A 13,095-nucleotide genomic window follows, 5' to 3' on the forward strand; every position below is an offset into this window, starting at 1 on the left:
GGAGCGTTTTCCATGCCTTGGCTCAATCGCCGACGCCTGCTGGCGCCCTCGGCCGCCTTCAGCCTGCTGCTGTGCCTTTGCGGCCGTGCCCCGGCAGCAACCTATTACTACCCCGACTACGGCGATCTTTTTACCTTCGACCCGGTCTATACCGAGGTGTCGATGGGCAATCGGGGCGGCATGATCCCCTTCCAGAACGACACCGACTTCCGGGAGTACGGCTTCAGTCATTTCCAGAGGGCCAGCGTCGGTGACAACACCCTCACCCGGCCGATCGACCTGGAATTCCGCGGCATCAACATCCCGGCCATGGCGGATGGTCATGCCGGCCTTGGCATCACCATGCGGCTGGGGTCGCTCGATCTCACCCAGGTCAACCTGACGATGAACAACGTCAGGCTGGTGTTCGGTGCCGCCGACAGCACGCTGTCGATGCGCAATTCACGCCTGATTCTGGAGCCGACCACCCACCTCAACCACGGTGTTCCCGGACACTTCACCATCAATGCGCTGGCCGGCGACAACGCCATCGAGCGTGGCGCGGGCAGCGTAATCAGCAGCCTCGCCACCATCCGGGTGTCCCCCGGGGCCAGCCTCGCCTTCCGGAATTTCAATGGCGGCGCTGATGAAATCCCGAGCCGCCACCTGTACTTTGCGGGCAAGGACACCTTCATTGATGTCAACGGCGGCCGGCTGGTGCTCGATCAGACCAAGCTGTATGTCAACAAGGGCACGGCGCGCTTCAGCAACGGCGCCGAACTGGTCACGCTCGGGTCGGAATGGGCGGGTGGGCACTTCGACAAGCTGGAGTTCTCGGGCGGCAGCCGGCTGACGATGGGCCATATTACCGAGGTGGTTTCCTACGAGATCTTCCTGCGCGACTTCAGCGGGACGATCGACGGCAACGCCCATCTCAACGCCACCCACGTGTATGCGTCTGGCATCAGCGATATCACCGGCGTGGTGCAGCCGGCGGGCCGGTTGGCCTTCAACCGGCTGAACTTCCAGGATCTGGTCGTTGCTGGCTTTGGCGGCGGCGCATCGCTGAAGATCTCGGAGATCACCGATGTGAACATCGACAGGGTCTCGCTGATGGGACGCGCGGTCCTTCGCCTGGATCACACCGCGATGTACTCCCGGAGCATCGACCTCGACGGGGGGCGGCTCGAGATCGGTGATAAGGCCCAGGTAATGTTGTATTCCCCGGATCAGAACAACGCCCGCATCCGCGGCAATCTTGCGCCGACGGCTGTGGGGGCGGAACTGGAGATCAGCACGTCGGGGTTGCTCACCATCAAGCCGGGGACGCAGCTGGTCCTCGACGACAGGGCCATGTCGACCACCAACGCCGGACAAATCATGATCGGCGGGCATCTCTCCGGAAGCGGCCCGGTCCGGGGCAACGGGGTGGTCTTGATGCAGTCGGGGGGCTTTCTCATGCCCTACCAGCGCGCCGGCTACGGCAGCATGCATTTCGACAATGCCCTGGGTTTCGCGGCTGGCGCTTCGGTGGTGCTCAATCTCGACCCGTCTGGCGCCTTGCCCACGCGGCCCATGGTCACCTATGGGGCACGACCGGTGATCTTCTACGGCGCGCCGGTCATCGAGGTGCGCGGCAAGGGCGGTCTGTCGGTGGATGCGCTTGCCGGGCGATCGATCACGGTGCTGGCAGCCGAGTCTCCGGGTGTGGCCGGCACCATCACCACCAGCGGGTACGCTCCCACCATCAGGCCGGTGGACATGCCAGCGCTGCTCAGCTACTCGGTGGGTGACACCGGTACCAACGGCCGCCCCGATGTCACGCTGTTCATGGACCGGCGGCCGATCAGCGATATCCAGCACAACCCGGCCCTCACCACCCGTAACCGTCAGGGCGCGGCCAACCTGCTGATCGCAGCGGCTGCCAGCTCGCCGGCCATCACCCAGACCCTGAACACCGTCACCAACGAGCAACTGGCCGGCGCGCCTGATCGCAAGCTCAGCGGCTATCTTGATCAGGTTCACCCCGAGCCCTATTCCTCCTTCATCACGGTCAACCTCGAGATGATCGCCAATACCCGCAACCTGGTGTTCATGCGCGCGACCGACACCGACCCGAGCGGCGAGCGCATGTGGATCGATGCGTCCGAGTCCCGCGGCAGCATCAACGGCCAGGACGGTCTGGGAAGCTTCGGCTATGGGCTTACGCACCTCACCGTGGGCAAGGATCTTGGCCGCTGGCTAGGCGGCGCCTGGGGGGGCTATCTGGCCTATGGTCAGGCCCGCCTGACCGAGCAGGATCTCGCCAACCACCAGCTTTCCGGCCAGACCTGGAGTGGCGGCGTGTACGCGCAGTGGCGTGGGCCCGGCCACGAAACCCGTGTTCAGCTGGCCTATGGTCACGGCACCCATGACTCCACACGGCAGTACAACTTTGGCGATATCCGCGAGACGCTCAAGGCAAGTTATGCCAGCCGCAATCTGCACGCGGGGTTTCGCACCAGCATCGACTGGATCGATCGCAAGGGCTATGAGCTGCGCCCGGAGATCGGCGCCTCGGTCACCGCATACCACCAGGCGGGTTTCACCGAACAGGGCAGCGCGGTGTATGGCCTTACGCTCGATGCGGCGAGTGCGTCGGCCTACATCACCCATGTGGGCGTGAACGCCCGCATGCCTCGCATTCGCCCGGATGTGCCGGTGCGGCCGGTGGGCTTCGCCCGGCTGGAGTACGACCTGGCCAGCAGCCGCCAGCACAGCGTGAATGCCGCGCTCCAGGCCAATCCCGGCAACACCCAGTCCTTCGTGGGCCAGGGCCGCGGGCCGCTCACAGTCACGCTGGGCATGGGGTTGGCCAGCGAGACACCCGGCCCCTGGCAAGTCGCGGGCGGGGTGGCCTTTGCCCGTCATACCTATGGGTCGGAATGGGGCGTGGGCTTGCGGGTGCGTTACCTCTGGTAGTTGCCGGCCTGGCGGCCCGGCGCGGGCCGCATCGCCACCGCGGCGGTCTTTCAGCAAAGCTTGCCCATGAAAAATCGATGGCCGATGCATGTGCACCTGTCCACGCTGTTCGTGGGCATCTTCGTGCTGGTGGCCGCGGTCACCGCGGTGCAGGGCTACCGATCGACGCGCCTGATGCTGGATTCTTCGGCGGCCGACCTGCTCGAGGCGGTCGACCGCGAGGCCGATCACCAGCTCGAGCGCGCGATCGAATCGGCCACCATGGCCACTGCCATCATCAGTCGCACGCCCCTGGGCGCGAGCGGTAACGCCCGCGAGCGGCGGGCCGGTCTGCCGCAGCTGCAGGCCACCCTCGATTCATCGTCCCTGCTCACCTCCCTCTACCTCGGCTACGCCAACGGCGATCTGCTGATGCTCAGGCGGCTGCACGATCAGGCCGATCAGACCCACTTCAGGGCGCCGCCCGGGTCGCGCTATCTGCTCCAGTCGATCGAGCAACGCGCCGAGGGTCCGCGCGGTCGTTTCGTCTTCCTCGACGCGGATCTGCAGTCGCTGCGCGAGGAGGATCAGCCCGGCTATGCCACCGCCTATGATCCTCGGACGCGGCGCTGGTACCGCGATGCGCTGAGTCGCGGCGGCACCGTGACCAGCGAACCCTATGTCTTCTTCACCACCCGCAAGGTGGGCATGACGGTGTCCACGCCGGTGCCTGGCGCGCCGGTGGTGGTGGGAGCCGACATTCGCCTGGAGACCCTGGGCGCGCTCTTCAAATCGGCACGCCGCACGCCCGATACGCAGATGGCGCTGGTCACGCCTGACGCTCGTCTGTTCGCCCATGAGGATCCGCATCGGCTGTATCTGCTGGCGCCTGACGCATCGGGGCAGCCGCGGATGCGCACCCTGGCCGAGTCGGGCATCCCGGTGCTGCAGGCTCTTCACGGCACGGTCAAGGCTCTTGACCCCAAGGACAGCCACACCGCCACGCTGCAGGTCGATGGCCGCGACTGGCGGGTTTCAATCACGCCGATCGAAATCACCGGCGGCATCCCGCTGCATCTGGTGCTGGCCATTCCGGATGACGAGCTGCTCGCGCAGGCCCATGCGGTGCGGGCGCGGTCGGTCTGGACCGCGCTGCTCATCGCGCTGCTGGCCATCGTGGTGGTGGTGCTGGCCTCGCGTCGCGTCTCCACGCCGCTGCGGGGTCTGGCCGCCGAGGCCGACCGTGTCCGTCACTTCGACTTTGCGGCGCCGGTGACGGTCCGGTCGTCGATCACCGAGGTGGATGATCTGGCGACCACGATGGACAGCATGAAGGGCACCGTGCGCCGGTTCCTGACCCTCACCGAGGCGGTGGCCTCGGTGGCGGATTTCGAGCAGCTGCTGCCGCTGCTGCTGTCCGAGACCATGGACGCCGCCGGCGCCCAGGCCGGGGTGCTGTATCTGGTGGATGACGCGCGTCTGATGCCGGTGGCGGCGCGCTGGGCGGGGCATGCGCAGGGTATCGACGGCATCACCGCCTTCGCATTGCCCGATGCGCAGACGCCGATGGGCATGGCCCTCGGGCAGGAGCAGCCGAGCCTTGCTCGACTCGACGCGGCCCAGCGCGAAACACTCGGATTGGCATTGGCCGATGCCGCGCTCGATCATGTCCTCGCGGTGCCTCTGCTCAACCGTGAGCGCGAGGCGGTCGGGTGCCTGTTGCTCGCGCGTGTCGAGGCCTTCGAGCCCGCCCAGGTCTCGTTCATCCGCGCGCTCTCGGGCTCGGCGGCCAGTTCGCTCGAGGCTCGCAACCTCATACGCCAGCAAAAGGCGCTGTTCGAGGCCTTCATCCGCTTGATTGCCGGCGCCATCGACGCCAAGAGCCCCTACACCGGCGGGCACTGCGAGCGAGTGCCCGAGCTCACCCGCATGCTGGCGAACGCGGCCTGCGCCCAGCGCAGCGGACCTTTTGCCGACTTTCAGCTGGATGAGGCCGGCTGGGAGGCGCTTCATGTGGCGTCCTGGCTGCATGACTGCGGCAAGATCACCACGCCCGAGTATGTGGTGGACAAGGCCACCAAGCTCGAGACCCTGCACGACCGGATCCACGAGGTGCGCATGCGCTTCGAGGTGCTCAAGCGCGATGCCGAGATCGCCTGTCTGCGCGCCATCGCGGCGGGTGAGGACCGAACGCAGGCCGAGGCCACGATGCAGACCGCGCAGCGGCAACTCGACGAGGACTTCGCCTTCGTTGCCTCGTGCAATGAAGGCGGCGAGTTCATGGATCCTGCGCGGCGCGATCGCCTTCTTGCCATCGCCGCGCGCACCTGGCAGCGCACCCTCGATGACCGGATTGGCATCTCCGAGGAGGAGAAGCGCCGCAAGGCGCGCGAGCCGGCGCCGTCGCTGCCGGTGCGCGAGCCGCTGCTGGCTGACAAGCCCGAGCACCGGATCGAGCACGAGCTGGACCTCGGGCGCGCTGTCGATCCGCGGCGCTTCGGTGTGCGCACACCGGTGCCCGCGCTGCGCTTCAACCGTGGCGAGCTCTACAACCTGGGCATTGCCCGTGGCACGCTCACTGACGAGGATCGCCACAAGATCAACGATCACATCGTGCAGACCATCGTCATGCTCTCGCAGCTGCCGTTTCCGAAGCACCTGCGTCAGGTGCCGGAATACGCTGGTGGGCACCATGAGAAGCTCGACGGTAGCGGCTACCCCCGTGGACTGACCGGCGAGCAGATGAGCCCGGTGGCCCGGATGATGGCAATTGCCGACATCTTCGAGGCTCTGACCGCGTCCGATCGTCCCTACAAGAAGCCCAAGACGCTCTCGGAGTCTCTGAAGATCATGGCCTTCATGGCCCGGGACCGGCACATCGACGCCGACCTCTACGAGCTCTTCCTGCGACGGGAGGTCTGGCGGGAGTACGCGGTGCGCTTCCTCGATCCGGCGCAGATCGACCGGGTGGATGTCGAGGGCCTCGTCCGCCTGGCGGCGAAGGCGCCGGCCTGACAGATCGGCGCGCGGTGTAGCCTTCGACCTGCGGCGTCTTGCCGCTGCAACCTGCCACGGCCTCAACATGTACACCCCCGCGCACTTTCGCGTCACCGATACCGCCGTGCTGCATCGGATCATTCGCGAGCATCCCCTGGGCATCCTGGTCACGCCGAGTGGCGCCGGGGTGGACGCCAACCACATTCCCTTCGAGTTCGATCCGTCGGCGGGTCCGGCGGGCCTGCTCACCGGGCATGTGGCGCGGGCCAATCCGGTCTGGCAGGAATGCGCCAGCGGCGCCGATGTGCTGGTGATCTTCCGCGGCAACGAGAGCTACATTTCACCGAACTGGTATCCGAGCAAGCACGAGACCCACCGCCTCGTGCCCACCTGGAACTACGAGGTGGTGCATGCGCATGGCCGGCTCACCGTGCGCGATGACGAGCGCTTCATCCGCGGGGTGGTCGCGCGCCTCACCCGCACCCACGAGGCCCAGGAGCCTCGACCCTGGAAGATGGGCGATTCACCCGCCGATTACATCGATGGCATGGTCAGGGCGATCGTGGGCATCGAGATCGCGATCACCCGTCTGGAGGGAAAGTCCAAGCTCAGCCAGAACCGCGAGGCGCGCGATGTGCAGGGGGCGGTGCAGACGCTGCGCGAACGCGGTCAGGCCGCGCTGGCGCAGGCGATGGCGGATCCGCCTCGGGGGTGATCGACGCCGCCAGGTTGCGCCCCGGGTCGGCCCGATCCTTATTCGGCCGCCCGCCCCGGGTACACCGGCTCGCCCAGGTTGAGCATCAGCCGGTTGGCCCAGGCGAAGATCGCGATTGCATGGATCAGGTCGAGCATCTCGAGGCTGCTGAGGCCGCAGGCCGCGAGCGGCGCGAGATCTGCCGGCCCCACGCGGGCGGGCTCGCGGGTGAGCGCGATGGCGGCCTGCACGATGGCCCGTTCGCGCGGCGTGGTGCCGGCGCCGGTCGGGTCCTGGAAGACCTGCGCGATCACCGCGTTTTGCTGGGTGAGCTGCTCGAAGCGCAGCGCATGCACGGCGGCGCAGTAGACGCAGCCGTTGATCCGCGAGGTGACCGTGCTGGCCAGCTCGCGCTCGGCGCGGCTCAGGCCGCCGGGCGCGTACATGATCGCGTTGAAGGCGGCCGAGCGCTGCTCGAGGATGTGGGGCTGCTGGACCAGCGTGAGGTAGTAGTCCGAGGAACTGGCGGTGGGATGACTCGCCTTGAGCACGGCGCGCTGGTGCTCGGTGGCCTGTGAGGGATCGAGCACCGGCAGCCAGGCCTTCCAGTCGAGAGGCTCGCTGGTGAAGCCGTTGATGCGCACCGGTTCGCCCGGCGCAGGCAGGGTGGCGGGGTGGACGAAGGGGGCGGCCGGCGTTGCGTCGGCGGCGCTTTGCGCCGACTGCACCTCGGTCATGGCTCCCAGGCCCGCCACCACCCGCACCTGATAGGCCACCAGCCCGATCAGCTGGGCCAGCGTGACCACCTCGGCAGTGCTCAGGCCGACCGCCGGCAGGCCGAGCAGGCGCTCGCGGCCCGCGTCCTGCGGGCGCTCGGCCAGCGTGCGGGCAAAGGCCAGCACCGCGTCGCGCCGTGCGCCCGGCACGGGGCTCGCGCCGCGGGCCAGCAGGGCCTGGAAGCGCTCGCTCAGCGGCGCGCAGGCGCTGGCCTGCGCCACCACCAGCGCCGCTTCCAGGCGCTCGGTGAGGCTCAGGCCCGGCAGCGCCGGATCGAAGACCGCCAGATGCGCGGCCTGGCTGGCATCGCGCACCCTGGCGCGCTGCTGGCGCAGCCGGTGCAGCTCGCTGCCGGTGCTTGCGCCGAGCGCATCATCGAGGAAGTCGGTGGCCTGGGATGAGGACATGGCGGGATCCGGTGGACGCGCGCTCAGGGGCGCTCGGGCAGGGCGGCCGACCACTCATCGCCGATCAGCTCGGGTTCGGAAAAGCGCACCAGCGCATCAAAGTGATGCGCCACATCGTCGGCCAGCAGGCGGCCTGCGAGGCCGCGTGCCAGGCGCTGGGCGCCGTCGCTGATCTGCGGGATGTCGCCGGTGGTGGCGCCGTGCGAGAGCACCGCCGCGAAGTTGAAGCAGTGCACCCGCTCGAGTCCCGGACAGGCGCCGGGCTCACGCGCCTGGAACTCGAACAGCGGGCCGAGGTCAGGACTGTTGGCGAGCTCCTCGTCTGCCTGATCGGGCGGCGTGGGGAAGCGGTCGCGCCAGCGGCGCACCTGCGCCGCGATCGCGGCGAACTCGGGGCGCTGCGTCCAGTCGATGCGATAGCCGGTGGCGAAGATCACCGTGTCGACGCTCACCGCGCCTGCGGGCGTGCGCAGTTCGATCGCGCCATCAGGCAGTTCACGCACCCCGGTGACCGGCGCCCCCAGCATGAAGCGCGCCTGCGGATGACGCGACACCCGCAGCACGCTCGCCTTGGGCGGGGGCACCTGCTCGCGGTTGATGTAGTGCCGGTAGCGCCACTTCCAGTCGTCGGGCAGGTCCCAGAAACCGTGGGCAGTGCCGGGATTGCCCGCGGCCTTGCTCTTGTTGATGCGTGGCAGATCGGGGCGCCGCACCAGCAGCGTCACCTGCGCGGCGCCATGCTCGAGCGCCTCGGCCGCGGCGTCCATCGCCGAGGCGCCCGCGCCGATCACCGCCACCCGCTGGCCGCGCAGGCGCTCGCCGCTCCAGGCATGGCCGGTGTGCATCCAGCGCCCGGCCGGCAGCGACTGCGCCCACGCCGGCACCCAGGGGCCGCCCAGACCATCGCGGCCGGTGGCCAGCACCACATGCCGGGCATGGATCCAGCATCCGGCATCGGCTGGCCGCCGCGGATCACCGACCCGCAGGCTGACGCCATCGGCACGGGGTTGCACATCGAGCAGGCGGCTGTGGTTCTCGACCCGCAGACCGAGCACTTCGCGGTACCACTGCAGGTAGTCGGCCCAGAGCAGGCGCGGGATCTTGCCGAGCGCCTGCCAGGCCTGCGCCCCGAAGCCGGCCACATACCAGGCGCGAAAGCTGAGCGACGGGATGCCCAGCGCCGGCCCGGTGAGTTCCTTGGGTGAGCGCAGGGTGTCCATGCGGGCGGTGGTGGCCCAGGGGCCTTCGCGGCCGCCGCCGGCCTGGTCGATCAGCCGGGTGACCAGACCGAGGTGGTGCAGCGAGGCCGTGAGCGCGAGGCCTGCCATGCCGGCACCCACCACCACCACATCGGCCACCGGCTGGCCATCGTGGGTGCTCGTTGGCACCCAGGGCTTCGCGGGCAGGCACAGGATCTCGAGATCCTCGCGCACCCGTGCCGCGAGCGCGGCAAGGCCGGCTGGATCGGGTCGCTCGGGGCTGTGCGGCGGCGCCGGCTCGGCCCTGCCGGCAGACGCCGCCGGCGCATCGCGCAGATCGCCGTCCATCTCAGTCGATGCTGATGTTGGCCGAACGGACCACCTCGGCCCACTTGGCCCGGTTGGCCTTCACGGTGGCGCGGAACTGCTCGGGCGATTCAATGCGAACGCTGTTGCCGGCGCTCTCGAGCCGGGTCCGGATCTCCGGCGTTTCGAGCACCTGGCGCAGGGCGGCGTTGATCCGCGCGATGATCTTCGGCTCGGTGCCCTTGGGCGCGAACAGGCCGAACCAGATCGAGCTGTCGAAGCCGCGGGTGCCCGGCAGTCCGCTGTCGGCGATGGTGGGCACCTCGGGAACGGCGCTCACCCGCTTGCCGGTGGTGACCCCGAGCAGGCGGACCTTCTCGGCCTTGTACTGCGCGAGCACGGTCTGCACCTGATTCATGATGCAGCAGGTCTCGCCGCGCAGGACCGAGGCCATGGCCTCGGGGCCGCCCTTGTAGGGCACATGGACCATGTCGAGGCCCACCCGCGAATTGAACTCGGCGAAGGCCATGTGGGTGCCGGTGCCGTTGCCGGTGGAGGCGAAGTTGTACTTGCCCGGGTTGGCCTTCACGGTGTCGACGAACTCCTTGAGCGTGCGCACAGGGATCACCTCGGGATTGATGGTGAGTACATTGGAGACATCAAGGATGGGCGCCACGGGCACGAAGTCAGCCTCGACATCGAAGGGCAGCTTGCGGTAGAGCGCGGCGTTGCTGCCGTGGGTGGCGGCGGTGCCGAAGACCAGGGTGTAGCCGTCGGGCCTGGCGCGGGCCACGAACTCGCTGGCGATGTTGCCGGCCGCGCCTGGCTTGTAGTCGATGATGATCGGCTGGCCCAGCGCCTTGCCGAGCGGCTCCTGGATCTGGCGCGCCACCACATCCACGCCCGAGCCTGCCGGGAAGGTCATGACCACCGTGATCGGGCGGGTCGGCCAGTCGGGCGACTGGGCGAGGGCGGGCAGGCTGGTGGCGAGCGACAGCAGGAAGGCCGGCAGCAGCCGGACGAGACGGCGCAGAAGGTGGGGCATGGCAAAGTCTCCGTTCATCGGTCGGATGTTACCGTCGAAGCTTGAGGAAAGACTCGCGGAGACGGCGTGCCGATCGCGGCCTTTGTTGGTGTGATAGCGTTTTCAGCTTGCGACGGCCCACACCAGAACGAGGATTCGCAATGCAGAGGCGAAAGACGGCAGCGCTGCAGTGGCTCGCGAACGCCTGCCTTTGCCTGATGGCTGGTGGGGCATCAGCGCAGTCGGGAAGCGCCGACCCGGCCGCGGGTTCGGGCAACCGCCTGGACGTGGCCGCACAGAGCACGCTCGAGAACGAGGTGGTACTGCCCAACTGTCAGCGAATCACGACGCGTGAGGAGACGCGGCGGGTTCATGTCGATCGCGGCGCGAACCACCCGCCGACCCTCGTGGTCGATGGCGTGCGCTGGGAACACTACCGGATCGACTGCCCGAGCTGGCAGGGCTGGGTGCGGCCTTGATCATCACTCGCCTGCTGCGCCTGATGGCGCTCGCCGTGCCCTGCCTGCTGATGGCCTGCAGTGGGGGTGGCTCCGAATCTGTCGCACCATCGAAAAGTTCGGTGGCCTGTCAGCCCCGGGTGGGTGTCTGGGCAAGCACGACTCAGGGCGAACCCGATGCCGCCTCGTCGCGTGCGCTGGCCGAGCTCGTGTCCCGCGTGCAGCAGTCTGGGGCCGATCTCGGCTACACGCTCGTGAACAAGGTGCGGGGGGCCGAGGAAGCAGGCAGCGTTCACTACTCGGTGTTCTTTTTTCTGGACACGCTCACCTACCGCCTGGTCGACAACGAGATCGGTACGGCCCTTCCCGGCGCCGCCGGGACTGCACTCGATGCCAGCAGCAGCCTGGAAACCTTCCTCAGGAAGGAAGTTCGCGCGGCAATCGATCGCCACGATCAGGTCACTTCGGGTTCCGGCGTGCCTGCAAGCCTGGCCGCCGGAGCCTGTGCGGATCTCACCTACCTGGTCAACACCCAGCAGGGCCGGGTGAACATGCGGGCGAGCATCGGCAGTCTCACCGGTTCGCTCCAGGCCGATGGCTCGAGCAGCGTTCGGGTCAGCCATGGCAAGGCCGAGGGACTGCGGATCTCGGTTCCCGCCGGCACGCCTCCCGGCGAGCACAGCATCAGCGTGCAATCGGTGTGTCGCTATGACCCCGGTCGGCCGATTGCGACGCTCACGGCCTTGCCTGTCACCGTCACGCCGGCCACGACCGCCGCGGTCTCGGTCAGCGATGATTTCTTCGGCCTCGATGGCTCGGTTCACCACCAGTTCCGGCTGACCAGCGGTTCGTACCTGCTCGGGGTGAACTCATCATCAGGAGATCAGTCTGTTTTCATGAGCGGGCAGATGATGGTCAGTCTCGGTGGCACCAGCGGCGCGGTGTTCGAGCGTGCCTCCGTCGTGGCCCACGACAACTGCTTCAGCGCCGGGTGCACGACCGTCACCATCGAGGGGACCGACTCGCAGGGGGCGGCCCGGAGCGTGGCGGTCGAGGCCGGGCCGGGGCTGCGCCTGACGGTTGATTCGGCCAATCATGGATTTGCCCGGGTCACCGGGTTGCGGCTGGTTTCGCTCGAGGCAAGCTTCTCGCGCCTGCGCGCCACCGGAACCGCAGGCTCCGGGCAGTGCAGCCTCTAGGCGCCCACCGGGGTGAGACGCGGGCGTGTCTGCCCGCTCTGCATCGATGCCGCGGGCCGCGCGCCCAGGATCAGGCCGGCGTGAAGAACGGCATCATCCGGCCTTCCGGCGCGGGTTGAAAGCGCACCACCATCGGCTGGCCGATGCGAAGCGCCTCGGGCGGCGCGTCGATGATGTTGGTCATCAGCGTGGGCCCTTCCTCGAGGGTGACATAGGCCAGGGTGTATTGCGGTTCGGCGCGGCGGGCCGTGCTGAAGGCATGCAGGGTGCCGCGGCCGCTCGCCTCGGTCCAGCGCAACCGGGCGCTGCCGCACAGCGGGCAGTGCGCCCGCGGATACCAGTGGGTGCGCCCGCAGTCCTCGCAGGTGCGCAGCATCAGGCGGCCCTGTTCGGCGCCGGCCCAGAACTCGCGGGTCTCGGGAAAGGCGGCGGCGAAGGGATCCTGCTCGAAGCCGGCGCGGGTTTGGGTGTCGGTCATGGGCTTACTCCCGCTCGAGAATGACGGTGGCGTGGGCATGGCCGGGGCCGAGGACCAGGCCGGGGCCGGCTGCCAGCGCGAGCCGGCAGTCCTTGACCTGCACCGCCGGGTGGGCCTCGCCGCGCAGCTGGCGCACGGCCTCGATGGCCTTGGTGATGCCGCCGCGGTTCATGGGGTGGTTGTTGCACAGACCGCCGCCATCGGTGTTCCAGGGCAGACGGCCCACGCCGGAGATCAGACCGCCGTCGGCCACGAAGCGGCCGCCCTCGCCCTTGGCGCAGAAGCCGAGGTCCTCGCTCTGCGCGATCACCATGATGGTGAAGTTGTCGTAGATGGAGGCGTAGTCGATGTCGGCGGGTGTGACGCCGGCCTCGGCGAAGGCCGCCGCGCCGGAGCGCTCGGCGCCGGTGCGGGTGAGGTCGAGGTAGCCGCCGTTGTTGGTGTTCAGGGTCTGGCCGCAGCCGATCACCTTGACCACCGGGCGCTTGAGGCTGCGCGCGATCTCGGGGCGGGTGAGCACCAGCGCGCCGCCGCCGTCGCTGATCACGCAGCAGTCGTGGCGGCGCAGGGGGTCGGACACGATCGGCGAGTTCATGACTTCCTCGACCGTGACCGGCTTGCGCAGCATGGCATGCGG

The 13,095-nt window shown here is 68.5% G+C and carries 10 protein-coding genes; 5 read left to right on the top strand and 5 right to left on the bottom strand.

The window, feature by feature from the left end:
- Nucleotides 1-12: 12 nt before the first annotated feature.
- From AC2H6A_RS05090 to AC2H6A_RS05100, 3 genes are all read left to right on the top strand, one after another.
- Nucleotides 13-2,940, top strand: coding sequence for an autotransporter family protein (locus AC2H6A_RS05090; RefSeq protein WP_484272057.1), 2,928 nt, complete (start codon nt 13-15; stop codon nt 2,938-2,940).
- Between the two features lie 66 nt (nt 2,941-3,006).
- Nucleotides 3,007-5,934, top strand: coding sequence for an HD domain-containing phosphohydrolase (locus tag AC2H6A_RS05095; protein ID WP_484272058.1), 2,928 nt, complete (start codon nt 3,007-3,009; stop codon nt 5,932-5,934).
- A 67-nt stretch (nt 5,935-6,001) separates the two neighbouring features.
- A complete protein-coding gene (locus tag AC2H6A_RS05100) occupies nt 6,002-6,631 on the top strand; it encodes an FMN-binding negative transcriptional regulator (protein WP_484272059.1) in 630 nt (209 codons plus the stop codon).
- 38 nt (nt 6,632-6,669) lie between these two features.
- Here AC2H6A_RS05100 and AC2H6A_RS05105 read toward each other — a convergent pair whose 3' ends face one another.
- The 3 genes from AC2H6A_RS05105 to AC2H6A_RS05115 are packed head-to-tail and all read right to left on the bottom strand — an operon-like array spanning nt 6,670 to nt 10,344.
- Nucleotides 6,670-7,794 carry a CMD domain-containing protein gene (locus AC2H6A_RS05105; protein WP_484272060.1) on the bottom strand — a complete coding sequence of 375 codons (1,125 nt, stop codon included), beginning with the start codon at nt 7,792-7,794 and terminating at the stop codon, nt 6,670-6,672.
- A 23-nt stretch (nt 7,795-7,817) separates the two neighbouring features.
- Nucleotides 7,818-9,341 (bottom strand): SidA/IucD/PvdA family monooxygenase, encoded by a 1,524-nt coding sequence (locus tag AC2H6A_RS05110; RefSeq protein WP_484272061.1) that lies wholly within the window; start codon nt 9,339-9,341, stop codon nt 7,818-7,820.
- Nucleotide 9,342: 1 nt separating this feature from the next.
- Nucleotides 9,343-10,344: a Bug family tripartite tricarboxylate transporter substrate binding protein gene (locus AC2H6A_RS05115; protein ID WP_484272062.1), complete on the bottom strand. Its 1,002-nt coding sequence runs from the start codon at nt 10,342-10,344 to the stop codon at nt 9,343-9,345.
- A gap of 140 nt (nt 10,345-10,484) precedes the next feature.
- On the opposite strand from AC2H6A_RS05115, the gene AC2H6A_RS05120 reads away from it, so the two are divergent.
- The gene (locus tag AC2H6A_RS05120) at nt 10,485-10,802 is read left to right on the top strand and encodes a hypothetical protein (protein WP_484272063.1); all 318 of its coding nucleotides are present in this window, start codon (nt 10,485-10,487) and stop codon (nt 10,800-10,802) included.
- On the top strand, nt 10,799-11,980 hold the full coding sequence (locus AC2H6A_RS05125; protein WP_484272064.1) for a hypothetical protein: 1,182 nt from the start codon (nt 10,799-10,801) through the stop codon (nt 11,978-11,980). The genes AC2H6A_RS05120 and AC2H6A_RS05125 overlap by 4 nt, the downstream gene beginning before the upstream one ends.
- Nucleotides 11,981-12,050: 70 nt before the next feature.
- Here the strand turns inward: AC2H6A_RS05125 and AC2H6A_RS05130 are convergent, their stop codons facing one another.
- Nucleotides 12,051-12,458, bottom strand: a complete 408-nt coding sequence (locus AC2H6A_RS05130) for a Zn-ribbon domain-containing OB-fold protein (RefSeq protein ID WP_484272065.1) — start codon at nt 12,456-12,458, stop codon at nt 12,051-12,053.
- 4 nt (nt 12,459-12,462) lie between these two features.
- Nucleotides 12,463-13,095 (bottom strand): thiolase C-terminal domain-containing protein (locus AC2H6A_RS05135; RefSeq protein WP_484272066.1); only part of this gene is annotated, 633 nt, incomplete at its 5' end.

It is taken from the genome of Quisquiliibacterium sp. (genome assembly GCF_982640115.1).

Bases quoted from the DNA above. Each gene is read 5' to 3' on its own strand.
- AC2H6A_RS05130 (WP_484272065.1), bottom strand. From the start codon at position 12,458: ATGACCGACACCCAAACCCGCGCCGGCTTCGAGCAGGATCCCTTCGCC.
- AC2H6A_RS05100 (WP_484272059.1), top strand. From the start codon at position 6,002: ATGTACACCCCCGCGCACTTTCGCGTCACCGATACCGCCGTGCTGCAT.
- AC2H6A_RS05095 (WP_484272058.1), top strand. From the start codon at position 3,007: ATGAAAAATCGATGGCCGATGCATGTGCACCTGTCCACGCTGTTCGTG.
- AC2H6A_RS05105 (WP_484272060.1), bottom strand. From the start codon at position 7,794: ATGTCCTCATCCCAGGCCACCGACTTCCTCGATGATGCGCTCGGCGCA.
- AC2H6A_RS05110 (WP_484272061.1), bottom strand. From the start codon at position 9,341: ATGGACGGCGATCTGCGCGATGCGCCGGCGGCGTCTGCCGGCAGGGCC.
- AC2H6A_RS05090 (WP_484272057.1), top strand. From the start codon at position 13: ATGCCTTGGCTCAATCGCCGACGCCTGCTGGCGCCCTCGGCCGCCTTC.
- AC2H6A_RS05115 (WP_484272062.1), bottom strand. From the start codon at position 10,344: ATGCCCCACCTTCTGCGCCGTCTCGTCCGGCTGCTGCCGGCCTTCCTG.
- AC2H6A_RS05120 (WP_484272063.1), top strand. From the start codon at position 10,485: ATGCAGAGGCGAAAGACGGCAGCGCTGCAGTGGCTCGCGAACGCCTGC.